Source organism: Mycobacterium sp. MOTT36Y (assembly GCF_000262165.1).
Lineage (GTDB): Bacteria > Actinomycetota > Actinomycetes > Mycobacteriales > Mycobacteriaceae > Mycobacterium > Mycobacterium intracellulare.
Genome location: NC_017904.1, coordinates 4,875,641 through 4,901,791 on the forward strand (window position 1 = coordinate 4,875,641; position 26,151 = coordinate 4,901,791).

Genomic DNA, 26,151 nt, shown 5'->3' on the forward strand with positions numbered 1-26,151 from the left:
TCCCGGTCAGGAGTTGCCGGATTCGGCCTGCGTGACCACCAGAACCGTTGACCTGCGCGCGCTTTCGCCGGCCGTGGTGGTCAAGTACACCAGGTGGTAGTCCTCGGGAACCGACTGCGCCACCGTGATCGGGACGGAAACCGCGGCCGATCCGCCGTTGCCGAAGCGGCCGGGCGTGGGCGCCACGGTGATCCCGGCGTCGGTGGACGTGCCGGAAACCGTGTAGCCGTCGGGGACGTCGCGGCCGTCGATCATCCGTTGCGCGTCGAGGGTGACCGTGCCCGTGCGCCCCGGCGCGATCGTCACGACGGGTTGAGCGACGTTGACGGTCAACGCCGAGCTGCCCGCCCCGAACGACGGCGGCGCGTCCGCTTCGGATGTGCCCCAACGCTTGTCGGGATAGGCGGCGAGCGAGAACGTCAGCGTGCCGCCGGTGGTGATGATCGTCTCCGGCAGTGACGTGTGCTCGGTGGGCCGGCCGTCGACCTTCAGGCCGCTGACGTATTTGAGGTGGTGCGGCCCCGACGCGCCCGGCGCGGAGATCCGGAGGAATTTGCCTGCGGGCAGCGCGATTTCGATTCGGTCGAACAGCGGCGCGCCCACGGTGAGGATCGGCGTGCCCGGGGTGGCCGGGTACACGCCCAGCGCCGCCCACACGTACCAGGCGGCCAGCGCGCCCAGGTCGTCGTTGCCCGGCTCCCCGTCGGCGGTCGGCGCGAACAGTCCACGCACCCGGTCGACCGTGCGCTGGGTCTTCCACGGTTGCCCGATGTAGTTGTATAGCCATGGCACACCGAAACTCGGCTCGTTGCCCGCCCACAGGTAGGGCTGGTTGGGGCCGACGTTGAGCTTCTCGGTGAACCGATCGAGCCGGTCGGCCACGGCCGCGCGGCCGCCCAGGGCGGTCACCAGGCCCGCGACGTTGTGCGGCACCGACCAGACGTACTGCTCGGCGTTGCCCTCGTCGTACCCGACCTGGCCGAAGTTCTCCGGGGACACCACGACCGCGGGGCCGGGGCGGAAGAACCCGCTCCAGCTGCGGGGCACCACGGATCGGGTGGTGGGATTGAACAGGTTCTGCCAGTACTGCGACCGATTCTGGAATTCGGCGGCGGTCGCGGCGTCCCCGAGCGAGTCGGCGAATCGGGAGATGGCGAAGTCGTCGACCGACCACTCCAACGTGATCGAGGCGTCGGAGATCCAGCCGTTACGGCCGAATACCAGGGTGAACGGCGCATAACCGAACCGCAGGTAGGTCTCGATGCCCGGCCGCTCCACGTAACCGGCCAGCCCCGCCCCGCCCTTGGTCGCCCCGTCCACCATGTAGCGCAACGCGGCACGGACGTCGAAGTCCTTGGCCCCGAACGTGTTCAGGCTGACGATGAACGGCACCACGCTGTCCCCGGTCATCTCGCCGGTCGCGGCGTTGGCGAACGCCCAGCGCGGCAGCGAACCACTCTGCTGGGCGTCGTTGACCAGCGATTGCGCCATGTCGCTGGCCCGGTCCGGAAAGAGCATCGCCTGCAACGCCGCCAGGCACCGGTAGGTGTCCCAGTCGGAGAAATTGGCGTACTGGGTGTGGCCCGCGGCCACGGTGTGGATAGCGCCGTCGAACCCGACGTAGCGCCCGTCGGCGTCGTTGAACATGTTGGGGTGCAACAGGGATCGGTACAGGGAGGTGTAGAAGGTGGTCAGATCGTCGACATTCCGGCCGGCCACCGAGATGCGGGACAGCGCGGCGTTCCATTCCCGCGAGGCGGCGGCGCGCACGTCGTCGAAGCCGGCGGCGTCCTCGGCCGCCAGGTTGGCCCGCGCGCCCTCGATGCCGACGTAGGAGATGGCGGTGCGCATCTCGAGCGTCGTGCCGGCCGGGAATTCGACGTAGCCGCCGCTGTACGGCGCGTTCGCGCTGCGGGCACCGGCGTAGACCGTGGCGCCGTCCCAGGATCCGAAGGAGGTGAAGGGCCGGCTGAATTTCATGGCGAAATACACCGTGTAGGCGTTCGGCTTGTCGCAGAACCCCCCGCTGGTGGCCCAGCCGGTGATGGTGGTGTTGTCCTCCCCGATCTGGATGGTCGCGCGGGAGTTTCCCGCCAACGACGAGCCCGAGCGGACCTGCAACAGGGCGGGGCGGCCGTTGCGCGGGTAACTGAATCGCCCGACGCCCGTGTGCGCGGTGGCGGTCAGTTCGGCCCTCACGCCGGTGTCGGGAAACCGCACGGCGTAGTAGCCGGGCACGCCCTGCTCGGTGTCGTCGTGGGCGATCGTCTCCCAGGCGTTCCAGGGTTGCGGGCCGACGCCGCCGGTGGCCGGAAGCATCGAGATGTCGCCGAACGCAGCGCATCCCACCGACGCGTGGGTCATGCTGAACCCGGTCGAGCGCGGGTTGTCGTAGTTGTATCCGGCGTAGTTGCCGACGGTGTCCGGCGAGTACTGCACCATCCCGAACGGCACGGTGGCGCCGGGAAAGTTGTTGATCTCGCCGACCGTCTCGCCGCCCGTGCCGGTGCCGATGAGCGTCGCGACGTGGTCGACCGGATTGGCCACGAAGACGGGTGGGCCGTCATACCCCTTCGGCGGGGCGGCGGCGATGAAGGTCATGAAGACGGCCGACGCCGCGATGACCGCAATCAGCGCCCTTCGTGACCGCATAGAAGTCTCTTACTCCGATACGACCGCGCAGCGGCGCATTGCGGTGGCGTTTCCCCCGGGAATTGGAAAACGATCGCCCGACAACCGGGATGACGGCAAAATAGGCGAAAGATTCTGGCAAACATTTATTGCCTTTCGGCTACTGTCGTTTCAGCGTGCCGTACGCAGGTATCGGCCCCATTCTCGGGAGATGGGATTAATGAAACATTTGACCCTAGCAACCATTTCCGTGGCGCTGAGTTTGGCGCTCGCCGGTTGCGGCCACGACCACAAATCCAGTGACAAAACGTCCACGCCGACGACGTCGTCGACGAGCCCCTCGCAAACCACCGCGGCACCGGCGGCGAAGGCCAAATACACCATCGCCGACTACGTCAAGGACAACAACATCGCCGAGACGCCCGTCCGCCACGGCGATCCCGGGCCGAACGTCGACCTGCCGGTGCCCATGGGCTGGCAGCTCAATCAGAACTCGGGCACCTCCTACGGCGGCATCGTGCAGACCCAGCCCGCCAATCCTGCCGATCCGCCGTCGGTTTCGGCGCTGTTCTCCAAGCTCACCGGCAACGTCGACCCGGCCAAGCTCATCCAGTACGCCCCGGGCGAGGTGCAGAATCTGCCCGGATATCAGGGCGGCGGGGACGGCTCCGCGTCCACCCTCGCCGGGTTCCAGGCCTGGCAGCTGGGCGGCACGTACCAGAAGAACGGCAAGACCCGCGTCATCGCCCAGAAGACCGTGGTGATCCCCAGCCAGGGCGCGGTTTACGTGCTGCAGCTCAACGCCGATGGCCTGGAGAGCGATCAGGGGCCGCTGATGGACGCGACCAGCGTCATCGACGACCAGACCACCATCACGACCGGCTGAGTAGTAGGCCGAGGAGCCGGAGGGCCCTACATAGGAGAAACGGATGACAGAGCGGTCATACGCGGTAGATGCCGGGCATCCGCCGTCGGCGTTATTGCGTGTCGTCAACCCGGTGATGGGGCTTTTGCTGCGCAGCCCCTTTGCCGGCGCCGCGCGCAAGCAATTCATGGTGTTGAGTTTCACCGGACGCAAGACCGGGCGTCCGTACTCAGTTCCGTTGAGCGCGCATGTGATTGACGGTCAGCTCTACGCGCTGACGGGCGCGCCGTGGAAGCAGAACTTCCGCGACGGCGGCCCCGTCGACGTGGTGTACGACGGCACGACGACGGCGATGCGTGGCGAGCTCATCCGCGACCGGGCCGTCGTTTCCGATCTGTTGCTGCGCGCCGCCGAGTCTTATGGCGTGGCGCGCGCGCAGCGCATGATCGGGCTGAAGTTCCGCGATCGCCGCATCCCGACCCGCGACGAGTTCGCCGAGGCGGTCGACCGGCTCCACCTGGGGGCCGTCCGGCTGAGTGCGATCGGCTAGCCGCTCAGCCGGTGGGGTGGTCGGGCGCCCGCAGGTGCGCGGCGCGCAGGCACCGGTCGAAGCGCGAACGCGCGGTGATGACTTCCTTGCCCAGCGCCGTGAAGTCGTCGGCGATGCGTTGGGCCAGCACCCCGAGCTTCGTGTTTTTCGATTGGGACAGCGATTTGAGCATGGTGAAGGCGGCGTCCTCGTCGATGCCGTAGATCAGCATCAGCATCCCCTTGGTGCGGTCGATGACGCCGCGGCGCCCGACGATCTCGGCGACCTTGGCGCTGATGGATTCCTCCCGATTGCGCGCGGGCGGCGGCGTGACCTCGATGTAGAAGCCGTGGGTCCCGACGACCTCGTCGTTGTCGTCGCAGAACCGGTCGCCCACCACGATGACGTGGTGGATGAGGCCGCGGGTGTCCACGATGCGATGCCGCACGCTGAACGCCTGACGACGCCTGATCATGTCGTTGATGCCGTCGATCACCTGAGGCCGGTCCGCCGGGTGTTTGTGCGACAGCACCAGCTCGGTCGTGGGGGTCACGGTGCCGGGCTCGTAGCCGTGCATGCGCTGGACCTGGTCGGACCATACCCAGCGGTGGCCCTCGAAGTAGAAGCGGAACCAGCCGGCCCGCTGCGGGACGGCGCCGGCCAAACCGCGCTCGATCGCCGCGGCCTGGCGGTCTAATTCCCAAGCCACGGTGGGTTTTTCGCGTCGACGGCAAGCGGACCGGTAACAGCGTGCATCGGCGATCTCGAATGGATCGCCGACCCCCGGGCGGGAAATCCGGAACTGCGCATGCAGGAGTGAGATACCCCCATGGCCGTGAGGTTACAGTTTCTGACCGGTGGTCACCGCGGAAATCAGGAAATTGCCGGGCGAGTAAGTTTTCGGCGCGCTCATTGGCACGAACCCGCGCCGGCGGCCGCCCGGGTCCGGGTGATAACGGGCTCTTCGGCGGGTTGTTCGAAGCCGGCGTCGACCACGGCGCGCCGCACCGCCTCACCGACCGCCCCGGCGCGCGCGATCGGCACCAGCGCGATCACGCAGCCACCGAATCCGCCGCCGGTCATCCGCGCCCCCAGCGCGCCCGCGCGCACCGCGGCCGCCGCGATCAGGTCGATGCGTTCGGTGGTGATGTCGAAGTCCTCACGCATGGAGGCGTGCGAGGCGGTGAAGATCCGCCCGGCCTCGGCGTAGTTCCCATCGCCCAGTGCCGCAACGCAATCGATGACCCGCTGGTTCTCGCTCAGCACGTGGCGGGCGCGACGGGCATCGACCGGGTCCCGCACGGCGCCGAGGTCGGCGGGCCCGCGATCGCCGACCTCGCGCAGCGACGTCGCCCCGAGGTCGGCGGCGGCGCGCTCGCACGACTGACGCCGCGCCGCGTAGTCGCCGCCGGCATGGCTGTGGCGCTCCCGGGAGTCGATCAGCAGCAGGGCGACGCCGGCGGCGTCGGGGTCGAAGGCCACCGGCGTGACGGCGAGGTCGGCGAAGTCGATCAGCACCGCCGTCGCCGGCCGGCCGAACAGCGAGGCGAGCTGGTCGAGCAAACCCGTTGGGGCGCCCACGTACTCGTTTTCGGCGCGCTGGGCGAGGCGGGCCTGGTGCTTGCGGTCGATGCGCACGCCCGCGGCCGAGGCGATCGCCCCCAGCGCCGCGCATTCCAGGGCCGCCGAGGAGGACAGGCCCGAGCCCATTTCCACATCGCTGGTGATCGACATCGTGCCGCCGGGCACCGGGTAATCCGCCTGGCGCAGCGCCCAGACCACCCCGGCCACGTAGGCCGCCCAGCCGGTGACCTCCCCCGGGGCGGTGCCGAGCGCAATGCGCACCGGGGCGTCCGCGCGCTCACTGGTCACGGTGATCGCGTCGCCGGGGCCGGGCGTGAACGTCGCCACCGTGCGCTGCGGCAAGGCGATCGGCAGCGAGAAACCCAGGTTGTAGTCGGTGTGCTCGCCGATCAGGTTGATCCGTCCCGGCGCGCCGTAGCGCACCGTCACTGCAGTTCCCGTAACCGCTGCGCCACGCTTTCGGGGGTGACGTCACCGATGAAGGCGTCCATCGCCGATTCGGAGGCCGCCAGGTATTTGAGCTTGGTCGCGCTGCGGCGGATGGACATCAGTTCGACGTGGAAGTACCCGTCCGCCTGGACCCCGGCCCCGGAATACTGGTGCACCGCCGAAATGTAGGGCAGCGGCGTCGAATACATGCGGTCGAAGCGCCGCAGCACGTCGAGGTAGATGGCCACGAACCCGTCCAGCTCGTCCTCGTCGAGGCCGATCACGTTGGGCACGAACCGGTTCGGGTAGATGTGCACCTCGACCGGCCAGCGCGCGGCGAAGGGCACGAACGCGGTGAACACCTCGTTGCGCGCGACGATGCGGCCCCCATCGGTGACCTCGCGGGCCAGCAGATCACCGAACAGGTTGCCGCCGTGCTTGTTTCGATGCGCCCGCGCCTGCTCCAGCATGGCGACCGTCCGCGGCGTCAGGTAGGGATAGCCGTAGATCTGGCCGTGCGGATGGGTGAGGGTGACCCCGATCTCCTCGCCGCGGTTCTCGAAGCAGAACACCTGCTCGATGCCCGGCGCGGCCATCAGGTCGGCCGTGCGGTGGCGCCACGCATCGACCACCAGCCGCGCGTGCGCCGGCGTCAACGCCGCGAAGGAGCCGGTGTGATCGGCCGAAAAGCAGATCACCTCGCAGCGCCCGGGCGCCGGGGTCGACACGAAGCCGTCGGCGTCGCCGGGATCGGGAAGCGGCGTCGCGGCGCCCGACAGGCTGGGAAAGCGGTTCTCGAACACGACGACGTCGTAGTCGGGCGCGGGCACCTCGCTGGTCAGCCCGGTCGGGCCCGGGCACAGGGGGCACGCGTCGGGCGGCGGCTTGTAGGTGCGGTCCTGGCGCAGCGCCGCGACGATCACCCACTGCCCGGTCGTCCGGTCGAACCGCAACTGCGACTGTTCGGCCGTACGCGGCGGCAGGGGCCGGCGGTCCTCGACCGGCGCCGGACGATGCCCGGGCAGCGAGAAGAACAGCAGGTCACGGCCGTCAGCCAGCTTCGCTCGCGTCGGCTCAGTCACGATGTCGAAGACTAGCTTGGTCGCCGGCACCCGGTTCGGGTAACCATGGGGGTACGCGATAGAGAGGCGGTCACCGGAATAACTGTCCTGTACGAACGCGCCCGCAACTGGGTGATCGGCTCCGATCCGGGCTTGCTTCGGCTGCGGATGGCGACTCGGACAACGGCCGCGCTGGGCCTTTCGCTGCTGGTCCTTTTCGTCCTCACCAGGGCGACGGGACAACCCCTGACCGTCGCGCTGCTGGGCGTCGTCATCACCATGGTCGCGTCGCGGTCAGTCAACGAGCCCGACCCGCGCCAGCAACGAATCACCATGGCGCTCTTGCCCGTTCCCGCCGCGCTGGCCATCACCGCCGCCGCGCTGCTGGCCCCGCACGTGGTGGCCAGCGATGCCGTCTTCGTGCTGATCGTGTTCACCGCGGCCTACATCCGCCGCTTCGGGGCGCGCGGCAGGGCGCTGGGGATGGTCGCGTTCATGTCGTACTTCTTCACGCTGTACCTGCGGGCCCGCGTCTCGGAGCTGCCCTGGATGATCGGGGCGGTCGCGGTGGGCACGGTGTGCACGTACGTGATGACCGCCTACGTGCTGCCCGACCGCCCCGAGCGGGTGCTGCGCGCCACCATCCGGGCGCTGCGGGCGCGGATGGCGATCGTCATCGACACCACCGCCGAAGCGGTGCGGACGGGCCGCCTCGACGAACGGCGGCGCCGCCGCATGCGGGCGCGCACCACGCGGCTCAACGAGACCGCCCTGCTGGTGCAGAGCCAGATCGAGGACAAAGCCGATCCCGGCGCGCTGTGGCCCGGCGTCACCGCCGAACAGCTGGCCCCCTGGCTGCTGGACGCCGAGTTGGCCATCGAATGGGTCGCCACCGCCGGTCGGCGGGCCGCCGCCGTGGCGGGTGAGGCCCCGGAATCCATCCCGATCGGCACGCGGGTCCCGCTCGTCGACGCGCTCTCGCAGCTGGCCCGCGCGATCCGCCTGCCCGAACCCGAGGGGCTGCGGCGGGCGGCCGCCCGCGCGCAACGGCTGCTGGACGAGCTGCCCGAGGCTGGAGCCGCGGCCGAGGACGACCCGGGCGCCACCGCGGTCCGCCGCCTCGCCCTGGCGATCATCAACGCCGCGGGGGCGACGTCCGACGTGCGGGCGATCGTCGATCGGATGGCCGCCGGCGCCCCCCTTGACGAAACCGGCGGCGAGCGGCCGGCGGCCGACGAGCGCGCCGCGCCGGAGGGGGCCGCCGACGAGGCACGCCCCGGCGGGCTGCTGCCGACCACCCGGCAAGCCATCCAGGTCTGTATCGCCGCCTCGCTGGCCATCGTCACCGGGGAGCTGGTCTCGCCGGACCGGTGGTATTGGGCGGTGATCGCCGCGTTCGTGATCTTCGCCGGCACCAACTCGTGGGGCGAAACCCTGACCAAGGGCTGGCAACGCCTGCTCGGCACCCTGCTCGGCGTGCCCGCCGGCGTGCTGGTGGCCACGCTGCTGACCGGCCACGAAATTGGCGCTCTCGCCGGCATTTTCGTGTGTCTGTTCTGCGCCTTCTATTTCATGACGGTCACCTACAGCCTGATGACCTTCTGGATCACCACGATGCTGGCGCTGCTGTACGGCCTGCTCGGCCAGTTCTCCTTCGGCGTGCTCATGCTGCGGATCGAAGAGACCGCGATCGGCGCCGTCATCGGGGCGACGGTGGCCGTCGTCGTGTTGCCGACGAACACCAGAACCGCGATCCGCGCCGACACCCGCACCTTCCTGACGAGCCTGTCGGCGCTGATCGAGGTGTGCGCCGCCACCATGTGCGGAGAGGGCGGCGCCAGCCCGTCCGAGCAGGCGCGTCAGGTCGATCGGGATCTGCAGCAGTTCCGGGTCACCGCCAAGCCGCTGTTGGCGGGCGTCGCCGGACTCGCGGGGCGGCGCAGCATCCGCCGCGCCCTGGGCATCTTCACCGCGTGTGACCAATACGGCCGCAGCCTGGCACGCAGCAGCGAGCAGTATCGGGACCCCGTCGGGTCACCGCCGCCGGCCCCGAAACTGGCGCAGGCGTTTTCGGCGGCCGCCGCCCAGACGCGACGCAACATCGAGGCGTTGCAGGAGGCCATCGAGGGGGGTCACGCACCGACCCTGGTCTCGGCGGCCGACGACCTCGACGCCGCGGAAACCCTGGCGCGACAACAGGACGGCGACGGCCACGGCGCCGAGCCGCGGCCCGAGACCCGGCGGTACCTCACCGCGGTGCACGCCCTTCGCCAGATCGAGCGGGCCGTCATCACCGCCGCCACCAACCTCGGTGGACGCGAACGCGTGCGGACGGCCGAGCCCGCGTCACGCTGAGGCGCTTTGCTACCGATCGCGCGCGGCCGCGGCTACCATCGTGCTGACCGCCGCGGTCCGTAGCCACAGCCGAGGAGAAATCCCATGGCCACACCGAACCTCCCGCCGGGCTTTGATTTCACCGATCCCGACATCTACGCGCACCGGCTGCCGGTGCGGGAGTTCGCCGAACTGCGCGCCACCGAACCGGTCTGGTGGAACGAGCAGGCGCCGGATAAGGGCGGGTTCGGCGACGGCGGCTACTGGGCGGTGACCAAGCATCGCGACATCCGCGACGTCTCGCTGCGCAGCGACGTGTTCTCGTCGGCCGCCAAGTCGATCGTGCCGCGTTACCGGGAAGACTTGGCGGCCGGGCAGATTGAGGCGGGCCGGGCGTCGATGATCATGATGGACGACCCCGAGCACAGCCGGTTGCGCAAGATCGTGTCGCGGGCCTTTACACCGCGCGCGGTCGAGCGGCTGCGCGCCGAACTGTCCGAGCGGGCCCGGTGCATCGTCACCGAGGCCGCGGCGGCGGGGTCGGGCGACTTCGTCCGCCAGGTGGCCTGCGAGTTGCCGCTGCAGGCCATCTCCGCGCTGCTCGGGGTTCCGCATGAGGACTACGACAAGCTGTTCGACTGGACCAACAACATGATCGGCAGCGACGATCCGGAATTCGCCGGCAACGACGCGCTGACCTCGGCCGGCGAATTGATGTGGTACGCCATGCAATTGGCGGCGCGCAAGGCCGAAGAACCTGGCGACGATATCGTCACCACCCTGATTCAGGCCGATGCCGACGGCCAGCGCCTGTCGGAGGCCGAATTCGGCATGTTCGTGGTCACGCTGGCCGTCGCGGGAAACGAGACCACGCGCAACTCGATCACCCAGGGGATGATGGCCTTCACCGACTATCCGGACCAGTGGGAGCTCTTCAGGGCGCGGCGACCCAAGACCGCGGCCGACGAGATAATCCGTTGGGCCACACCGATCACCGCGTTCCAGCGCACCGCGCGCGAGGACACCGAGCTCGGCGGTGTGGCCATCAGAGAAGGTCAGCGGGTGGTGCTGTTCTACCGCTCGGCCAACTTCGACGAAGAGGTCTTCGACGACCCGTTCACCTTCGACATCCTGCGCAGCCCCAACCCGCACCTCGGTTTCGGCGGCACCGGGGCGCACTACTGCATCGGCGCCAACCTGGCCCGCATGACGATCGATGTGATGTTCAACGCGCTGGCCGACCGGCTGCCCGACCTGGCCCCGCTGGGAAATCCGGAGCGCCTGCGGTCGTCGTTCATCAACGGCATCAAGCACTGGCCCGTCGATTACCGAGGCGGCCACCCGGTCGCCTCATGAGGATCGCCATCAGCGGTGCCGGCGTGGCCGGGGCGGCGCTCGCCCACTGGCTGCATCGGACCGGCCACACGCCGACGCTGATCGAGCAGGCGCCGCACCTGCGCACCGGCGGCTACATGATCGACTTCTGGGGCGTGGGCTACCAGGTGGCCAAGCGGATGGGCATCGAAGGGCCGATCCGCGCCGCCGGATACGAGATGGAACGGCTCCGCTCGGTCGGCCCTCGCGGCGAGATCAAGGCGGACGTGGACGTCGACGTCTTTCGCCGCCTGCTCGGCGCCGACTTCACCAGCCTGCCGCGCGGCGATCTGGCCGCGGCGATCTACGCCACCATCGAGGACGAGGTCGAAACGGTCTTCGGCGACAGCATCTCGTTCGTCGACGAGCGCGACGACGGGGTCCGACTCGGGTTCGAGCGCGGCGGCGCGCGCGATTTCGACCTGCTGATCGGCGCCGACGGGCTGCACTCCAACGTGCGCCGCCTGGTCTTCGGGCCCGAACGAGAATTCGAGCGCTATCTGGGCTGCAAGGTGGCGGCCTGCGTGGTCGACCGTTACCGGCCGCGCGACGAGCTGGCCTACGTCACCTATGCCGAACCCGGCCGCCAATTGGCGCGTTTCGCGCTGCGCGGCGACCGCACCACGTTCCTGTTCATCTTCCGCGCCGACCACGACGGCACCGACACACCGCCGAAAGACCAGCTGCGCAACACCTTTGCCGACTGCGGCTGGGAAGCCCACGACATGCTGGCCGCGCTCGACGACGTTGACGACCTCTACTTCGACGTCGTCAGCCAGATCCACATGAACCGCTGGTCGCGGGGGCGCGTGCTGCTCATCGGGGATGCGGCCGGCTGCATTTCGCTGCTCGGCGGTGAGGGCACCGGCCTGGCGATCGCCGAGGCCTACGTGCTGGCCGGCGAACTCGGGCGCGCCGGGGGCGACCATCGCCGCGCGTTCGACGCCTACGAGATGCGGCTGCGTCCCTTCATCGAGGGCAAGCAGGCCGGCGCGGCGCGGTTCATCGGGTTCTTCGCCACCCGGACCCGATTCGGGCTGTGGTTCCGCGACCTGGCGCTGCGCACCATGAATTTCGCCCCGATGACACGGCTTCTCGCGCGCGACGTGCGCGACGACTTCGAGCTGCCCGACTACGGCATCTAGCCACCGATCACAAGCTCGGCTGCGGACTTTGTGTGTCGCGGCGCTCGCCCGTGGCGATGAAGTCCTCGATCAGCTCCACCACCTGGTTCGGCGCCTCCACCTGCGCGAAATGACCGACGTCGGGCAGGATTTCGAGCCTGGCGTCGGTGCGAGCCTTGTGCGCGGCGTACGCGTGATCGACGGGGATGATGCCGTCGCGTTCCCCCCAGATCGCCATGACCGGCAAGTCCTCACGCAGCGAGAGTCTGTTGAGCGCGCTGACCGCCTGGCCCCGGTAGTCGACCACCGACCTCAGCGTCCGCAGGAACGACTGGCGCGTCTCACCGTCGGACAACGACGAGTAGGCGCTCCACAGCTCGGCCCCGCGCGGCGACTGGATGCCCGCGCTTGTCAACCAGGACCTGAGCTTGTTGCCGACGGACAGGACGGGCGTGGGCGCGATGATCGGCAACACCAGCTCCGCCCCGGGGGCCGAGAGCAGCCGCAGGACCCATCCCACGTCGGGACCCAGGCCGCCGCTGCTGATCAAGATCAACCGCTTGGCGTAGTCGGGGTGCTGATAGACGAACTGCATGGCGACACCGCCGCCGAGCGAATGACCGACCACGGTGGCCTGGCTGACACCCAGTTCGTCGAGGAAATCACGAAGCCAGACCGCAAACGCGCCCAGCGAGTAGTCGGTGCGGGGCTTCGCGGACTGGCCGTGGCCCAGCAGGTCGGGCGCGACGATCCGGAACTTCTTCGACAGCTGCGGTATCACGGATCGCCAGGTCTCCGAACTCCCCGCCATACCGTGGATCAGCAGCAACGCTTCGCCGTCACCCTCGTCGCGATAGGCGATGCGATCCCCATGTAACTCGAGAAACTTCATGTCACTCATTCGGGCTGTGTACCCGCTTTGGCCCTGCTGACGACGCGGGCAGGGCAAATGCCCGCCCGTTGAGCAATGATCAAGGGCATGACCGAACCGGTTGCGGCCCGCGTGGCCGTCTACCTCGACTTCGACAACATCGTGATCTCGCGGTACGACCAGATACACGGGCGAAACTCGTTTCAGAAGGACAAGGCCAAGGGGCTCGAGCAGCATTCCGAACGGTTGGGCCAGGCGACGGTCGACGTCGGCGCCATCCTCGACTACGCGTCGTCGTTCGGGACCCTGGTGCTCACCCGCGCCTATGCGGACTGGTCGGCGGATATCAACGCCGGATACCGCGGGCAGCTGGTGGCCCGCGCGGTCGACCTGGTGCAGCTGTTCCCCGCGGCGGCCTACGGCAAGAACGGCGCCGACATCCGGCTGGCCGTCGACGCGGTCGAGGACATGTTCCGGCTGCCCGACCTGACCCACGTGGTGATCGTGGCCGGCGACTCCGACTACATCCCGCTGGCCCAGCGCTGTAAGAGGCTGGGCCGGTACGTGGTGGGCATCGGGGTGGCCGGGGCGTCGAGCCGGGCGCTGGCGGCCGCGTGCGAGGAGTTCGTCGTGTACGACGCGCTGCCGGGGGTTCCCGCGCTCGACCGCGAGCCCGGGCCGGCCGACACCGCCCCGCCGAAGCGGCGCGGCGGGCGCACCAAGGCGGCACAGGCCGAGGAGCCCGAGCCGCCCGACGCGCAGGCCGCCGCCACCGCGCTGCTGACGCGCGCGCTACAGATCGGCCTGGAGAAAGACGACGTCGACTGGCTGCACAACTCCGCGGTGAAGGCGCAGATGCGGCGCATGGATCCGTCGTTCAGCGAAAGGTCTTTGGGTTTCCGGTCATTCAGCGATTTTTTGCGGTCGCGTTCCGACATCGTCGAGCTGGACGAGACGTCGACGACGCGGATGGTGCGGCTGCGCGCGCAGGATTGAGCGGCGTCGCCCCCGCGTCGCGGCAATGCATTTTCTCGCTGGTGTATGGCGTTTCGCCGATGCGCGGATCGATATCGTTGACAGCGCCCCGGGGTGGCCATACATTGTCTGGGAGTCGTCCGCAGCTGGTGGGGGATCGATGAGGAGACCGTCATGACCGTCGGTGCCGCTCCCCCAAGCGTTTTCGACGCCGACCTGCCCACTCTGTCCTACCGTGACGACGAAACACCCGCGGAGGTCTACCCGCGCCTGCGGGAGGCGCAACGACACGCGCCCGTCGCACTGGGGCCGCACGGCCCCGAGGTGCTCGGGTACCACATGGTCCGGTCCGTCCTGCGGGACACGCGGTTCCAGATCCCGCCCGGCCTGAATCTCCTTGTCCAGGGCATCACTTCGGGCCCGCTGTGGGACAAGGTGGTCAACAGCCTGCTGTGCCTCGAGGGCGACGCGCACCACCGGCTGCGCAGCCTGACCTCCAAGGCGTTCACGCCGAAGGCCACCCTGCGCCTGCACGACACCATGGTCGGCGTGCTCAACGAACTGGTCGATCGGGTCGCCGGCGCCGGGCGCTGCGACGTCGTCACCGACATCGCGCGCCCGTATCCCGTGCCGATCATCTGCGCGCTGCTCGGGGCGCCCCGCGAGGACTGGCAACGGTTCTCGCTGTGGGCGGACGACGTGTTCAAGGCGTTCAGCTTCACCGCCGACCTGACCGAAGTGGAGCCCGTCGTGATGCGCGCGTGGCGCCAACTCGACGCCTATGTCGACGAGATGGTCGCCGGGCGCCGCCGCAGCCTGACCGACGACCTGCTGTCCGACCTGATCCGCGCCGAGGACGAGGGCGACCGCCTCGACGCGGCCGAACTGCGCATGCTGGCCGGGGGGCTGCTGCTGGCGGGGACGGACACCACCCGCAACCAGGTCGCCGCGTCGGTGCACCTGCTGTGCGAGCACCCGGAACAGTGGGAGCTGCTGCGCCGGCGACCCGAGTTGGCGATGCGCGCGGTCGAGGAGACCATGCGGCACTCGCCGATCGTGTGCGGGACGCTGCGGCTGGTGGCCGAGGACGCCGAGGTCGACGGCTACGTGTTTCCCGCCGGCACGATGGTCCTGCTCAACACCGGGGCGGCGAACCGCGACCCCACCGTCTACGACGACCCGGACCGCGTCGACATCACCCGCGAGGGCGCCCCGCCGATCCTGACGTTCGGCGGCGGCGCGCATTACTGCCTGGGCGCCAACCTGGCCAGGCGCGAGATCGCCGAGGCGCTGACCGTCTTGACCGCCCGCCTGCGCAATCCGCGCATCGCCGGCCCGGCTCCGTGGAAGCCGATGGGAACGCTGAGCGGCCCGCTGAGCCTGCCGCTGGAGTTCGACCGCTAGGCATCCGGCGCCGCTCAGGGATTCGGGTGTGAGCTCGCGGATTCGGGTGTGAATCCACGGCTTTGACTGTGCGCTGAGGGCGACGACACGCCGAGCGCGGCCGCCGTGGCTTCACAGTCAAAGCCAAGGCTTCACACCCAACGCGACGCCGTTGGCAATCCGCCGAGTCGCGGTGGCGCCGGGGCGGCCTTACGCTGCGGGGGTTACACGAACTTCACGGGGGTTTTCGATGCGCGCAACCTGGGGACCGGCGGCCGCCGCGGTCGCCTGCCTGGCGCTGTCGTCCTGCTCGGAAACCGTGTCGGCGCCCCCGCTGACCCCCACCGCGCCGACGTCGGCGTCGAAAACGACCACCCGTGCGGGACCCGCCCCGATCACGGGCCCGCTGGAAAAGGACTGGAAGAGCTACGGCGGCACGGCGTATTTCGGCTGCCCGCAGACCTTTTCGGCCGGCAAATCCGCACTCGACGACATCCGGCCGAAGATCTTCGACCCGAAGACGGGACAGTACGTCGCGCCGGCCATCCCCACGATCGCCGCCGGCGAGAACCTCACCGGCGCCATGTGCGCGCTGACCGGCGCCGCCGCCGACCTCAAGGTCGTCTACGTGGTCACCACCGTCAAGCCCGCCCAGGCCCCGGCGCCCGAAATCTCAAGGACCACCGCGTATTCCTACGACTGGTCCTCGGGCCACCAGGTCGCCACCAAAGAACTGCAGCCGCCGACCCCCGGCCTGAGGTTGGCGGCGCCGAAGGAATGGGGACTGGCCCCGACCGCCTCGGGCGTGGCGTGGGTGAACGCCTTCACTGACGGGCACGCCCCCGCGTCGCCGCCCCGAACCGTGGTGCTGTCCGGCGCCGACCTGTCGATCATGTGGGACGATCCCCAGCCCGCCCGAGTTTGGCAGGACGTCATTGCGTTCCCCCGCAACGCCGATCCCGGCAAGGCCTCGGGGGCCGAGCTGCGCCGCCCGAACGGGGAGGCGATCTACCGGGACGACGACGCGCAATCCGTGGACGCCGAATTGGCCGAGGGCCCAGACAAACTTGTGAAGATCACCCACCGGGAGTCGCGCAACCCACCGGCCGTCTCCACGATGTTCTATGACCTCAACGCCAAATCCCTCATCAAGATCGGCGATTCGGACCGGATCTCCGGCGGCGGGCTGAGCGCGGCCCTGTCCGACGGGAAACTGTTTGTCGACGGGCACAATTCGGAGAACTCCTCGTTCGGGTTCGGGGTGTGGAACCTGCGCAGCCAACAGTGGGACTTGCTCAAGAGCCGCGACGACGCCAAGAAGATGTCGATTTCGAAGCTGGCGTTCTTCGAAGACCACCTCTACCTCACCGCCGGCGGCGGCACGTTCTCGGTAATCGCCCTTCCTGCAACGGATCCCGTCGCGTCCGGCTGGTCGACACGCCCGTTCGAGCGGATATCCGGATGGACGCTGGTGTGCCGCGGCGAGACCGCGCCGTCGTCCAACGGCGAGTGCAAGGAGATCGTCATGGTGCAAGACCAGGACGGCCACTACCCCGGGCCCTGGTTTTGACGGTCGCCCGCGGTCAGATCCAGCCGAGGGCCTGCGGAACCATGTACAGGCCGAACCCGATGGTCACGAAGCACAGCGCGCGGGTGACGTATTTGTGCAGCCCGCGCATGCGCCACTGCTCGGGCAGGGCCCTGGCTTCCAGCGCCAGCAGCAGGCCCAGCACGATGGGCAGCAGCAACGCGTTCATGACTTCGACGTCGACGGCCAGATTGACCAGGTCGACGCTGGCCAGCACCAGCACCGCGCCCACGATGTGCGCCAGCGAATACGTGATGTAGAACCGGGCGGTGGCGCGGTTGGGCCGCTCGTTCAGCGTGTGCTTCCAGCCGAACACCTCCGCGAGCCCCCACGCGCCCGCGAGCGAGGCGACGATCGCGGCCACCAGCGCCGCGCCCAGCATGCCGAGCCCGAACAGCACCGTCCCGCCGACTCGGCCGAGGTAGGGCGTGAGCGACTGGGCGATCTGGCCGACGGTCTCCAGTTCCGCGCCGCCGCCGTGCGCGCCGCTCGTCCCAATGGTGGACGCCATGGTGACCACCACCGCGATCATGATCAGCTGGGTCAGCACCGCGCCGAAGGCGGTGTCGTAACGGGCCTGGCGAATCGTGTTCTCCGACAGGCGCTTATCGACCACCGCTCCCTGCTGGTAGAAGATCATCCACGGCATGATGACCGCGCCGACGTTGGCCGCGACCAGTAGCAGGTATGACGAGTTGCCGAGCGGCATCGACGACAACCCGTCCACGAGGGCTCTGGGGTCGGGCCGGGCCATGACCATCGCCACCAGGAAGGCCAGTTCGGCGGCGCCGACGACCAGGCCGATGCGCTCGACGCGCCGGTAGCTACCGGTCAGGGCCAGCGCCAGCAGCGCGACGGTCGCGACCGGAATGCTCACCCAGCGCGAGACGCCGAAGAGTTCACCCACGCCGGCCACCCCGGCGAACTCCGTGAGCAACGCCCCGATCGCCGAGGCGAACAGGGTGAACGCCGACAGCCACGCCCAGCCGCGGCCGAACCGCTCCCGGATCAGCGAGCCGTGGCCGCGCCCGGTGACGATGCCCAGCCGCACGGTCATTTCCTGCACGACGTAGAGCACCGGCATCAGGATCAGCTGCGGCAGCACCATCCGGTAGCCCCACTGGGCGCCGGACTGCGACGCGGTGATCAGCGACCCGGCATCGGTGTCGGCCAGCATCACCACCAGGCCGGGGCCCCACACCGACAGCAGCCCCCATCGCAGCCAGCGGCCACGGGTGCGCAGCGGTATTTGCGGCCGGTCCTCGGATTCGTCCGCCACCGGCGGGGTGGTCGTATCGGTCACCGGTGGATCCTAACTAGGGGCCGCCTAACCACGGGCGTTTGCCGGAGAGCGCCATTGGCCGAAAATGTGCCGCCATTCTCGAAAATGCGATAGGCGTTCTCGAATTGCGAGAGTACGTTGCCCAAGTATGCAAACGGTGCGTAGCTTCTGCCGCGTCTGCACCTCCGTCTGCGGCATCCTCGTCGACGTCGAGGGTGACGAGGTGCTCCGCGTTCGCGGCGATCAGGAGCATCCCTTCTCCCGCGGTTACACCTGCCCGAAGGGCCGCGCCCTGCCGCAACTGCACCACCACCCCGACCGGCTCGAACGCCCGAGGATGCGGGCGGACGGCCGCCTGCGCGACACCACATGGGACGCCTGCCTCGACGACCTGGGCACGCGGCTGAAGGACATCATCGACCGGCACGGGCCGCAATCGGTCGCGTTCTACTTCTCCACCATGGAAAGCGCCGGCTTCCGCATGGCCGAGGCGCTGCACGCCGCGATTGGCACACCGGCCAAGTTCAGCCCCCTGACCATCGACGGCACCGCCAAGCCTTTGGTCTCGGATCTGGTCGGCGGATTCATGGGGCTATCGGGCCGGACCGACCTGGACAACGCCGACTTCCTGATGCTCGTCGGCGTCAATCCCGTTGTCTCGCATGGACATGCGATCTCGATGCCCAATCCGACCGGCACGGTGCGCGAGATCGCGCGGCGCGGGCAGGTGTGGGTGATCGATCCCCGTCGCACCGAGACCGCCCGGCTGGCCACCGCCCATCTGGCGCCGCGGCCCAGCACCGACCACGCCGTCCTCGCCTACCTGGTGCGCGAGATCCTGCGCGACGGAATGAAATCCGACGTTCCCGTGCAGGGCATCGACGAGCTGGCGCGTGCGGTCGAGCCGTTCACGCTCGAGCACACCGCGAAGCTGGCCGATGTCGCCGAGGCCGACCTGGCCCGGTTGTTTGCGGGCGTGCGGGCCGCCAAGTGCGTCGCGGTCGAAACCGGCACCGGCGTCACGATGACCGCCGAGCGCGCCAACGTCACGCAGTGGCTCGCCTGGGTGCTGAAGATCCTCACCGGCGCGATGAACCGGCCCGGCGGGACGTGGTTTCACCCCGGATTCGCCTACCAGCTCGAGACTTTCGGCGAGTTTTTGCCCGTCACGCCGATCGAGGGATCCTTCGGTCCGGGACCGCGCAGCCGCCCCGAGGCGCAGGCGTTCATCAACGAGTGGCCCTGCGCGGCGCTGCCCGACGAGATCGCCGCGGGCAACATCCGCGCCCTGATCAACGTCGGCGGCAGCCTGGTCACCTCGTTCCCCGAGACCGGCAAGCTGATTCCGGCCCTACAGAGCCTCGAGGTGTTCGCGACCACCGAGATCATCAACAACGAGACCACCGAGCTGGCCACCCACGTCCTGCCCACCAAGGACCCGCTGGAACGCCCCGACATCACCATCCACGACATCCTGAGTTCGCATGTGTCCGTGCAATACAGCCCGGCCGTCGTCGAGCCGGTCGGCGAACGCCGCTCGATGTGGTGGGTGTTCGCCGAACTCGGCCGCCGGCTCGGCTACGAGCTCGGCAATCTCGGCGATCCCGACACCAGCACCGACGACGACGTGCTCGCCGTCCTGTTGGCCGGCGCCCGAACGGGATTCGACGAGGTGGCGGCGGTGGGTTGGGCCGAGGCCCCGCGCGAGCTGCCCGCGGCCTGGGTCGACGAGCACGTCGCGCGGATGGGCGGCTGGCGGCTGGCGCCGCCGCTGCTGGTGGACCAACTCGCGGGCCTGAAACCGCCCGCGCCGCTGGTGCTGGTGCCGCGCCGGCAGCGCCGAAAGCTCAACGGGCAGCTGGATTTTCTCGGTGAAGCCCCCGAGGTTCTCATCCACCCCGAGGACGGCGCCGCCGCGGGTGTCGCCGACGGGCAGAAGGTGACGGTGCGCAGCGCGAACGGCGAACTGACCGGCATCGCCAAGGTCGACGACTCCATTCGGCGCGGGGCGGTGTCGATCCCGCACGGCCACCACGCGGCCAACGTCAACCGCCTGACCAACAAGGACGACATCGACGTGGTGACCGGCATGGTGCGCTACTCGGGGGTGCCCGTCAGCCTGCATCCGGCCTGAAACACGCTGTCCTGGTTGGGCAGAAGACACCCTCCCGGTCGATGGGTTGGAGGAGTCGAACCGGGAGGGTGCCTGGCTTGGCGTTGGCGCTCGAAGGTCACTGCCCGGCGCGCAGGTCGCATTGGACGACGAAGCAGAGCCGGTCGGCGAAGGCGATGGTATCGGCGATCTTCTCGGCCAGCTCGGCGGCGCGGGCCTTGCGGACGCCGGCCAGCCCGGCCTGCGCGGCGAGGGCCGATTCGCGCGCCGTCGCCAGTGCCGTGCGGCAGTCGCGGAGTATTGAGAGTGTGGCGGGACTGATAGACATGTCGCCCCCTACAAATCGCGCTCTCACAGCGATACCCGCCCCGGGGCCCGCCACACCGACGTGGCGCAAATTTTTACAACCAATTTGTAGAAATTGCGCACGTGTCGCACAACGTCGCCGCCGGCCCCTGGTCGGCCGGCCGGAACGCGGGCGCAGAGCAAACCGAAATTCACGGTGTGCGACGGCGCGCGGGCCTACCAAAAATTGTGGTGGCAGGTACAGGATTCGAACCTGTGAAGCTTTCGCGACGGATTTACAGTCCGCTCCCATTGGCCGCTCGGGCAACCTGCCGCCAGACAGGTTACAACGAGCGAGTAGACAAAGCACAAACGCCTATCACCGGATGAAGGGACGGAATGCATGGCGGACTCATCGTTCGACATCGTCAGCAAAGTGGATCGCCAGGAGGTCGACAACGCGCTCAACCAGGCCGCAAAGGAGCTGGCCACGCGGTTCGACTTCCGCGGCACCGACACCACGATCGCCTGGAAGGGCGACGAGGCTATCGAGCTGACGTCGTCCACCGAGGAACGCGTCAAGGCGGCCGTCGACGTCTTCAAGGAGAAGCTGATCCGCCGGGACATCTCCATGAAGGCCTTCGACGCCGGCGAGCCCCAGGCCTCCGGCAAGACCTACAAGGTCAGCGGCTCGCTCAAGCAGGGCATCAGCAGCGAGAACGCCAAGAAGATCACCAAGCTGATCCGCGACGACGGCCCCAAGTCCGTCAAGACCCAGATCCAGGGCGACGAGATCCGGGTCACCAGCAAAAAGCGCGACGACCTGCAGGCCGTCCAAGCGCTGCTGAAGCAGGCCGACCTGGACGTGGCGCTGCAGTTCGTCAACTACCGGTGATCGCCGCTCGCGAGCGTGACGGTGCGGCCCGCGCGGTTTCGCGACTTCCTAGCCCGACCAACCGGTGGGTCTCTAGGCTAGTGACGAGTCCCACAATTTGAGCGAGGTTCACGATGACCGTGACGCCCCAGGAGGCCGCCGGCGACGGCGGGACCGAGGCCGACTGCTTCGATGTCATCATCGTCGGAGCCGGCATCTCCGGCATTGACGCCGCCTACCGGATCACCGAACGCAATCCCCAGCTGACCTACACCGTCCTGGAGCGGCGCGCGCAGATCGGCGGGACGTGGGACCTGTTCCGCTACCCCGGGGTGCGCTCCGACAGCAGCATCTTCACGCTGTCCTTCCCGTTCGAGCCGTGGACCCGCGAAGAGGGCGTGGCCGACGGCGTGCACATCCGCGAGTACCTGGCCGCCACCGCGCGCAAGTACGGCATCGACCGCCACATCCGGTTCGACAGCTACGTGCGCTCGGCGGACTGGGACTCCGCGACCGACACCTGGACGGTCACCGTCGAACAAAACGGGGAGCGCAGGCTCTACCGCGGTCGCTTTCTGTTCTTCGGCAGCGGCTACTACAACTACGACGAGGGCTACACCCCCGACTTCCCGGGCATCGAGGAGTTCCAGGGCACGGTGGTGCACCCCCAGCACTGGCCCGAGGACCTGGATTACGCCGGCAAGAAGGTCGTGGTGATCGGCAGCGGCGCGACCGCGGTGACGCTGCTGCCGTCGCTGTCGGACCGCGCCGCCAAAGTGACCATGCTGCAGCGCTCGCCCACCTATCTCATCTCGGCGTCCAAGTACGGCACGGTCGCCGCCGTCGCGCGAAAGCTGCTGCCCCGCAAGCCCGCTCATCTGGTCGTCCGCATGTACAGCGCCCTGACCGAGGCGGTGTTCTTCGCGTTGTCGCGCAAGGCGCCGGGGTTCGTGCGGTGGCTGCTGCGGCGCAAGGCGATCAACAGCCTGCCGGCCGGATACGACGTCGACACCCACTTCAAGCCGCGGTACAACCCCTGGGACCAGCGGATGTGCCTGATCCCCGACGCCGACCTGTACGAGGCCATCAGCGCCGGGCGCGCCGACGTGGTCACCGACCACATCGACCATTTCGACGCGACCGGCATCGCACTCAAGTCCGGCGGGCACCTCGACGCCGACGTCATCGTCACCGCCACCGGCCTGCAGCTGCAGGCGCTGGGCGGGGCCACGATCAGCCTGGACGGCAACGAGATCAAGACCAGCGACCGGTTCGTCTACAAGGCGCACATGCTCGAAGACGTGCCGAACCTGTTCTGGTGTGTGGGCTACACCAACGCGTCGTGGACGCTGCGGGCCGACATCACCGCCCGGGCGACGGCAAAACTCATGGAGCACATGGCCTCTCACGGCTACACGCGCGCCGCCCCGCACCGCGGCAACGAGCCGATGACCGAGAAGCCGTCGTGGGACATCAACGCCGGCTACGTGTTGCGCTCGGTGCACGCGCTGCCTAAGTCCGGCACCAAGCGGCCGTGGAACGTGCGGCAGAACTATCTCGCCGACGCCATCGACTACCGCTTCGACCGCATCGAGGAGGCAATGGTGTTCGGCCGGACCGCCGACCGCACCGCGCTGGCCGGATAGCCACGCACGGGAGTTCGTGAACTACTCCCAAATCTCAGATGTCGGCAATACGCTGATCGCCATGGCATCTGAGAAGCGCGAACCCAAAGTCGTTGTCCTCGGTGGCGGCAGCTGGGGCACCACCGTGGCCTCAATCTGCGCGCGCCGCGGGCCGACGCTGCAATGGGTGCGCTCCGAGGAGACCGCCCGCGACATCAACGACAACCACCGCAACAGTCGCTACCTCGGCAACGACGTCGAGCTGAGCGACACCCTGCGCGCCACCACCGACTTCGCCGAGGCGGCGAACTCCGCCGACGTCGTGGTCATGGGCGTGCCCTCGCACGGCTTCCGCGGGGTGCTCACCGAGCTGGCCCGGGAGCTGCGGCCGTGGGTGCCGGTGGTGTCCCTGGTCAAGGGCCTCGAGCAGGGCACCAACATGCGCATGTCCCAAATCGTCGAGGAGGTGCTGCCCGGGCACCCCGCGGGCATCCTGGCCGGTCCGAACATCGCGCGCGAGGTCGCCGAGGGTTACGCCGCCGCCGCGGTGCTGGCCATGCCCGACCAGCATCTGGCGACGCGGCTGTCCGGGCTGTTCCGCACCAGGCGCTTCCGCGTGTACACCACCGACGACGTCATCGGGGCCGAAATGGCCGGGGCTTTGAAGAACGTGTTCGCCATCGCCGTCGGCATGGGGTACTCGCTGGGCATCGGCGAAAACACCCGAGCGCTGGTCATCGCCCGCGCGCTGCGGGAAATGACGAAGCTGGGCGTCGCGGTGGGTGGGGACCCGGACACCTTCCCGGGGCTGGCCGGGCTGGGCGACCTGATCGTCACGTGTACCAGCCAGCGCAGCCGCAACCGTCACGTCGGTGAACAACTGGGGGCGGGCAAACCGATCGACGAGATCATCGCCTCGATGAACCAGGTCGCCGAGGGGGTCAAGGCCGCCAGCGTGATCATGGAGTTTGCCAACGAATTCGGCCTCACCATGCCCATCGCCCGTGAGGTCGACGCCGTGATCAACCACGGCTCGTCCGTCGAGGAGGCCTACCGCGGCCTGATCGCCGAGGTGCCCGGCCACGAGGTGCACGGCGCGGGCTTCTGACCTGGGCGTCGCGGGCTGGCCAAATTCAAATCTTTGCGTTCTCTATGGGCCGCTCACGTCCGCTTGACCCCGGTTTGCCAGCAAAATACCGTCAGACCAGGTAGTCAGTGATTTTCCGGTTGCGATCCTGCTCGTCGTCCGGATGTAATCCGCTGCACGCCAACCCGTTACGAAGATGTAACTGGCCGCAAGAAGGGCGGATATCGGAACATCCCCCGCAAACTCCCAACGAGGGACGTGACCGATGCAAGACATTGAACGGGCGGGCGATCGGCTCCCCACCGCGTCACGCGCCGACCGGCTGCGCGGCATCATCCGGCACGACCTGCCCTCCTCGCTGGTGGTCTTTTTGGTCGCGCTCCCCCTGTCGCTGGGAATCGCGATCGCCTCGGGCGCCCCGGTGCTCGCCGGCCTGATCGCCGCGATCGTCGGGGGCATCGTCGTCGGCAGCGTGGGGGGCTCCCCGCTGCAAGTCAGCGGCCCCGCGGCCGGGCTGACCGTCATCGTCGCCGGGCTGGTTTCCGAGTTCGGTTGGGGCATCACGTGTTTGATCACCGTCGCCGCCGGGACCCTGCAGGTGCTGTTGGGGCTGAGCCGCGTGGCGCGCGCCGCCCTGGCGATTTCACCGGTCGTCGTGCACGCCATGCTGGCCGGCATCGGCATCACGATCGCCCTGCAGCAGGCGCACGTGTTGCTGGGCGGAAAATCCAAGAGCACCGCCTGGCACAACCTGATCGGCCTGCCCGGGCAGGTCGTCGGTGCGCACCGGCCGGGGGTCATCCTGGGCGTCCTGGTGATCGTCATCATGGTCGCCTGGCGGTGGGTGCCCGCCAAGGCTCGCCGGGTACCGGGTCCCCTGGTCGCGATCGTGGCGGTCACCGCGCTCTCGGTCGTCTTCGGATTTCACGTGCGCCGGATCGACCTCGAGGGGTCACCGCTGGACGCGCTGAGGCTGCCCGACCTTCCCCACGGCAACTGGGGCGCGTTCACCGTCGGGGTGATCACCGTCGCGCTCATTGCCAGCGTCGAGAGCCTGCTGTCGGCGGTGTCGGTCGACCGGATGCACAACGGGCCACGCACCGACTTCAACCGGGAGCTGGTGGGACAGGGCGCCGCCAACATCATCTCGGGGACCGTCGGCGGGCTGCCGATCACCGGGGTCATCGTCCGCAGCTCCACAAATGTCAACGCGGGCGCCAAATCCCGGGCGTCGGCGATCATGCACGGCGTCTGGATCCTGCTGTTCACCATTCCGTTCGCCGGACTGGTCGAGCAGATCCCCACCGCCGCGCTGGCCGGTCTGCTGATCGTCATCGGCGTCCAGCTGCTCAAGCCGGCGCACATCGAAACCGCAATGAAGCACGGCGATCTCGCCGTGTACGTGGTGACCGCCGTCAGCGTCATCTTCCTCAATCTGCTGCACGGCGTGCTGATCGGCCTCGCACTGGCCATCGCGCTGACCGGATGGCGAGTGATCCGGGCCAAGATCGAGGCGGAGCCGGTTGGCGACGAATGGCGGGTGACGATCGAGGGCGCGGCCTGCACCTTCCTGGCGCTCCCGAGGCTGACGCGGATGCTGACGTCGGTTCCGCGGGGCGCGACGGTGACGGTGGCGATCTCGGTCCATTACCTCGATCACGCTGCGCACCAAACGATTACCGACTGGCAGCGGCAGCACGAGGCGACAGGCGGGACCGTCGAAATCCGGGGTGTGATGGAGACGGGTCACCGCGCCGCGGACGAACCGCTGGTCGAGGCCCAGGCGCCCGGGGCCGCAGCGTAATTGCGCGCCCCGCGCTTATAGCGCGCCGCGCGCTCAGTCGACGTCGATCCTGATGTGCAGCCGCTTGCCGCACACCTGCGCCAGGCGCTGCAGCACGTCGACGCGCGGCACCTCGTCCCCGCTCTCCCACGCGGCCACGGCCTCGCGGGTGGTGCCCAGTGCGTGCGCCAGTTGTTCCTGGTTCATCCCGGCACCGGCACGGGTCTCGAAGACCAAATCGGGCAGATTCAGCGCCAGCCCGGCTTCGTGAATATCGATCGAGTCAGAGTGCGACATCGCCATCACCGCTTCCATCAATGGAAAGCCTAGGATTACAGCTAACTCCGATGTTAC

21 protein-coding genes and 1 tRNA gene are annotated in these 26,151 nt (G+C 68.7%); 13 read left to right on the forward strand and 9 right to left on the reverse strand.

Going from position 1 to position 26,151, the window contains the following annotated elements; all coding sequences use genetic code 11:
• Positions 1–6 precede the first annotated feature (6 nt).
• A complete protein-coding gene (locus W7S_RS22290; RefSeq protein ID WP_014712412.1) occupies positions 7–2,652 on the reverse strand; it encodes a GH92 family glycosyl hydrolase in 2,646 nt (881 codons plus the stop codon).
• A gap of 199 nt (positions 2,653–2,851) precedes the next feature.
• Here W7S_RS22290 and W7S_RS22295 point away from each other — a divergent pair, with 199 nt between their 5' ends.
• Together W7S_RS22295 and W7S_RS22300 are read left to right on the forward strand one after the other, a co-directional pair.
• Positions 2,852–3,517 (forward strand): LpqN/LpqT family lipoprotein, encoded by a 666-nt coding sequence (locus W7S_RS22295; RefSeq protein ID WP_008260982.1) that lies wholly within the window; start codon positions 2,852–2,854, stop codon positions 3,515–3,517.
• 43 nt (positions 3,518–3,560) lie between these two features.
• A complete protein-coding gene (locus tag W7S_RS22300) occupies positions 3,561–4,046 on the forward strand; it encodes a hypothetical protein (protein WP_014712413.1) in 486 nt (161 codons plus the stop codon).
• 4 nt (positions 4,047–4,050) lie between these two features.
• Here the strand turns inward: W7S_RS22300 and W7S_RS22305 are convergent, their stop codons facing one another.
• The 3 genes from W7S_RS22305 to galT all read right to left on the reverse strand — a co-directional run bounded on the left by W7S_RS22305 (position 4,051) and on the right by galT (position 7,150).
• Positions 4,051–4,734 carry a PAS and ANTAR domain-containing protein gene (locus W7S_RS22305; protein WP_008260984.1) on the reverse strand — a complete coding sequence of 228 codons (684 nt, stop codon included), beginning with the start codon at positions 4,732–4,734 and terminating at the stop codon, positions 4,051–4,053.
• 200 nt (positions 4,735–4,934) lie between these two features.
• Positions 4,935–6,038, reverse strand: coding sequence for a galactokinase (locus W7S_RS22310; protein WP_008260985.1), 1,104 nt, complete (start codon positions 6,036–6,038; stop codon positions 4,935–4,937).
• A complete protein-coding gene (gene galT, locus W7S_RS22315) occupies positions 6,035–7,150 on the reverse strand; it encodes a galactose-1-phosphate uridylyltransferase (protein ID WP_008260986.1) in 1,116 nt (371 codons plus the stop codon). Before galT ends, W7S_RS22310 begins: the two co-directional genes overlap by 4 nt.
• Before the next feature lie 81 nt (positions 7,151–7,231).
• Between galT and W7S_RS22320 the strand changes: the two genes are divergently transcribed.
• From W7S_RS22320 to W7S_RS22330, 3 genes are all read left to right on the forward strand, one after another.
• Positions 7,232–9,454: an FUSC family protein gene (locus W7S_RS22320; RefSeq protein ID WP_008260987.1), complete on the forward strand. Its 2,223-nt coding sequence runs from the start codon at positions 7,232–7,234 to the stop codon at positions 9,452–9,454.
• A gap of 84 nt (positions 9,455–9,538) precedes the next feature.
• The gene (locus W7S_RS22325; RefSeq protein ID WP_008260988.1) at positions 9,539–10,789 is read left to right on the forward strand and encodes a cytochrome P450; all 1,251 of its coding nucleotides are present in this window, start codon (positions 9,539–9,541) and stop codon (positions 10,787–10,789) included.
• Positions 10,786–11,952 carry an FAD-binding domain gene (locus tag W7S_RS22330; protein WP_008260989.1) on the forward strand — a complete coding sequence of 389 codons (1,167 nt, stop codon included), beginning with the start codon at positions 10,786–10,788 and terminating at the stop codon, positions 11,950–11,952. The genes W7S_RS22325 and W7S_RS22330 overlap by 4 nt, the downstream gene beginning before the upstream one ends.
• A gap of 7 nt (positions 11,953–11,959) precedes the next feature.
• Here the strand turns inward: W7S_RS22330 and W7S_RS22335 are convergent, their stop codons facing one another.
• Positions 11,960–12,832, reverse strand: coding sequence for an alpha/beta fold hydrolase (locus tag W7S_RS22335; protein WP_014385836.1), 873 nt, complete (start codon positions 12,830–12,832; stop codon positions 11,960–11,962).
• A 66-nt stretch (positions 12,833–12,898) separates the two neighbouring features.
• Here W7S_RS22335 and W7S_RS22340 point away from each other — a divergent pair, with 66 nt between their 5' ends.
• The 3 genes from W7S_RS22340 (at position 12,899) to W7S_RS22350 (ending at position 16,730) form a co-directional block, all read left to right on the forward strand.
• Positions 12,899–13,798, forward strand: a complete 900-nt coding sequence (locus W7S_RS22340) for an NYN domain-containing protein (protein ID WP_014385837.1) — start codon at positions 12,899–12,901, stop codon at positions 13,796–13,798.
• Between the two features lie 153 nt (positions 13,799–13,951).
• The gene (locus W7S_RS22345) at positions 13,952–15,181 is read left to right on the forward strand and encodes a cytochrome P450 (protein ID WP_008260994.1); all 1,230 of its coding nucleotides are present in this window, start codon (positions 13,952–13,954) and stop codon (positions 15,179–15,181) included.
• 229 nt (positions 15,182–15,410) lie between these two features.
• Complete coding sequence (locus W7S_RS22350) at positions 15,411–16,730, forward strand: hypothetical protein (protein ID WP_008260996.1); 1,320 nt, start codon at positions 15,411–15,413, stop codon at positions 16,728–16,730.
• A gap of 13 nt (positions 16,731–16,743) precedes the next feature.
• Here W7S_RS22350 and W7S_RS22355 read toward each other — a convergent pair whose 3' ends face one another.
• Positions 16,744–18,051 (reverse strand): NRAMP family divalent metal transporter, encoded by a 1,308-nt coding sequence (locus W7S_RS22355; protein WP_008260998.1) that lies wholly within the window; start codon positions 18,049–18,051, stop codon positions 16,744–16,746.
• A 127-nt stretch (positions 18,052–18,178) separates the two neighbouring features.
• On the opposite strand from W7S_RS22355, the gene W7S_RS22360 reads away from it, so the two are divergent.
• The gene (locus tag W7S_RS22360; protein WP_008261000.1) at positions 18,179–20,164 is read left to right on the forward strand and encodes a molybdopterin-dependent oxidoreductase; all 1,986 of its coding nucleotides are present in this window, start codon (positions 18,179–18,181) and stop codon (positions 20,162–20,164) included.
• 97 nt (positions 20,165–20,261) lie between these two features.
• On the opposite strand, the gene W7S_RS22365 is transcribed toward W7S_RS22360, so the two are convergent.
• Complete coding sequence (locus tag W7S_RS22365; protein WP_008261002.1) at positions 20,262–20,471, reverse strand: hypothetical protein; 210 nt, start codon at positions 20,469–20,471, stop codon at positions 20,262–20,264.
• Between the two features lie 207 nt (positions 20,472–20,678).
• Positions 20,679–20,762: transfer RNA gene (locus W7S_RS22370), tRNA-Tyr, on the reverse strand.
• Positions 20,763–20,831: 69 nt separating this feature from the next.
• Between W7S_RS22370 and W7S_RS22375 the strand changes: the two genes are divergently transcribed.
• The 4 genes from W7S_RS22375 to W7S_RS22390 all read left to right on the forward strand — a co-directional run bounded on the left by W7S_RS22375 (position 20,832) and on the right by W7S_RS22390 (position 25,818).
• A complete protein-coding gene (locus W7S_RS22375; RefSeq protein WP_008261003.1) occupies positions 20,832–21,323 on the forward strand; it encodes a YajQ family cyclic di-GMP-binding protein in 492 nt (163 codons plus the stop codon).
• A 113-nt stretch (positions 21,324–21,436) separates the two neighbouring features.
• Positions 21,437–22,948 carry an NAD(P)/FAD-dependent oxidoreductase gene (locus tag W7S_RS22380; protein ID WP_008261004.1) on the forward strand — a complete coding sequence of 504 codons (1,512 nt, stop codon included), beginning with the start codon at positions 21,437–21,439 and terminating at the stop codon, positions 22,946–22,948.
• Between the two features lie 61 nt (positions 22,949–23,009).
• A complete protein-coding gene (locus W7S_RS22385; protein WP_008261006.1) occupies positions 23,010–24,035 on the forward strand; it encodes an NAD(P)H-dependent glycerol-3-phosphate dehydrogenase in 1,026 nt (341 codons plus the stop codon).
• Between the two features lie 244 nt (positions 24,036–24,279).
• Positions 24,280–25,818 (forward strand): SulP family inorganic anion transporter, encoded by a 1,539-nt coding sequence (locus W7S_RS22390; RefSeq protein WP_008261008.1) that lies wholly within the window; start codon positions 24,280–24,282, stop codon positions 25,816–25,818.
• Between the two features lie 33 nt (positions 25,819–25,851).
• Here the strand turns inward: W7S_RS22390 and W7S_RS22395 are convergent, their stop codons facing one another.
• A complete protein-coding gene (locus W7S_RS22395; RefSeq protein ID WP_008261010.1) occupies positions 25,852–26,112 on the reverse strand; it encodes a helix-turn-helix transcriptional regulator in 261 nt (86 codons plus the stop codon).
• Positions 26,113–26,151 lie beyond the last annotated feature (39 nt).

What these genes read in the sequence shown, in the direction of transcription:
- W7S_RS22290 (WP_014712412.1), bottom strand. Translation starts at nt 2,652, where the DNA reads ATGCGGTCACGAAGGGCGCTGATTGCGGTCATCGCGGCGTCGGCCGTC.
- W7S_RS22295 (WP_008260982.1), top strand. Translation starts at nt 2,852, where the DNA reads ATGAAACATTTGACCCTAGCAACCATTTCCGTGGCGCTGAGTTTGGCG.
- W7S_RS22300 (WP_014712413.1), top strand. Translation starts at nt 3,561, where the DNA reads ATGACAGAGCGGTCATACGCGGTAGATGCCGGGCATCCGCCGTCGGCG.
- W7S_RS22325 (WP_008260988.1), top strand. Translation starts at nt 9,539, where the DNA reads ATGGCCACACCGAACCTCCCGCCGGGCTTTGATTTCACCGATCCCGAC.
- W7S_RS22330 (WP_008260989.1), top strand. Translation starts at nt 10,786, where the DNA reads ATGAGGATCGCCATCAGCGGTGCCGGCGTGGCCGGGGCGGCGCTCGCC.
- W7S_RS22335 (WP_014385836.1), bottom strand. Translation starts at nt 12,832, where the DNA reads ATGAGTGACATGAAGTTTCTCGAGTTACATGGGGATCGCATCGCCTAT.
- W7S_RS22340 (WP_014385837.1), top strand. Translation starts at nt 12,899, where the DNA reads ATGATCAAGGGCATGACCGAACCGGTTGCGGCCCGCGTGGCCGTCTAC.
- W7S_RS22345 (WP_008260994.1), top strand. Translation starts at nt 13,952, where the DNA reads ATGACCGTCGGTGCCGCTCCCCCAAGCGTTTTCGACGCCGACCTGCCC.
- W7S_RS22350 (WP_008260996.1), top strand. Translation starts at nt 15,411, where the DNA reads ATGCGCGCAACCTGGGGACCGGCGGCCGCCGCGGTCGCCTGCCTGGCG.
- W7S_RS22360 (WP_008261000.1), top strand. Translation starts at nt 18,179, where the DNA reads ATGCAAACGGTGCGTAGCTTCTGCCGCGTCTGCACCTCCGTCTGCGGC.
- W7S_RS22365 (WP_008261002.1), bottom strand. Translation starts at nt 20,471, where the DNA reads ATGTCTATCAGTCCCGCCACACTCTCAATACTCCGCGACTGCCGCACG.
- W7S_RS22375 (WP_008261003.1), top strand. Translation starts at nt 20,832, where the DNA reads ATGGCGGACTCATCGTTCGACATCGTCAGCAAAGTGGATCGCCAGGAG.
- W7S_RS22380 (WP_008261004.1), top strand. Translation starts at nt 21,437, where the DNA reads ATGACCGTGACGCCCCAGGAGGCCGCCGGCGACGGCGGGACCGAGGCC.
- W7S_RS22385 (WP_008261006.1), top strand. Translation starts at nt 23,010, where the DNA reads ATGGCATCTGAGAAGCGCGAACCCAAAGTCGTTGTCCTCGGTGGCGGC.
- W7S_RS22390 (WP_008261008.1), top strand. Translation starts at nt 24,280, where the DNA reads ATGCAAGACATTGAACGGGCGGGCGATCGGCTCCCCACCGCGTCACGC.
- W7S_RS22395 (WP_008261010.1), bottom strand. Translation starts at nt 26,112, where the DNA reads ATGGAAGCGGTGATGGCGATGTCGCACTCTGACTCGATCGATATTCAC.